We start from the raw sequence: 400 nt of genomic DNA on the forward strand, positions 1-400 counted from the left end.
ACCTAGAACAACGACAATTGCTCACGTTGCCGGGCAATTTCAGCGTGCTGTTGCGGCACCGCTTCAATGATGGCCGGCGCTTGCGGCGGTTCAATCGCCTCCAGAATCGACAGGACCGTACCCATTTCTGCGGGCACGAAATTGCGTTCGGAATCAACGGGCGGGGAGGTTTCCTGGCTACGCTCACGCGCAGCCAGTTTCCGGTTCCACCCGCCAAGCACGTGCGCTGGTGTGTACCAAACCTCGCGCTCCTCAAGCATCAATGAGTTGCCAAGGATGACAACCGCAGGGATATGGAGCAAGGCCAGCTGCACATACGTCATGTGTACGCACCGTGGATCGATATCGATGCACGTTGCATGCATGGCCGTCTGGTAGTTGTGGCCCGCCTGATGCATAG

1 protein-coding gene is annotated in these 400 nt (G+C 58.0%); it reads right to left on the reverse strand.

Annotated features, from left to right (window positions below; all coding sequences use genetic code 11):
• Positions 1–2 precede the first annotated feature (2 nt).
• On the reverse strand, positions 3–400 hold a 398-nt coding region (locus D7X12_RS42145), incomplete at its 5' end, for a hypothetical protein (protein ID WP_208719662.1).

This window comes from Corallococcus sicarius (assembly GCF_003611735.1).
GTDB lineage: Bacteria > Myxococcota > Myxococcia > Myxococcales > Myxococcaceae > Corallococcus > Corallococcus sicarius.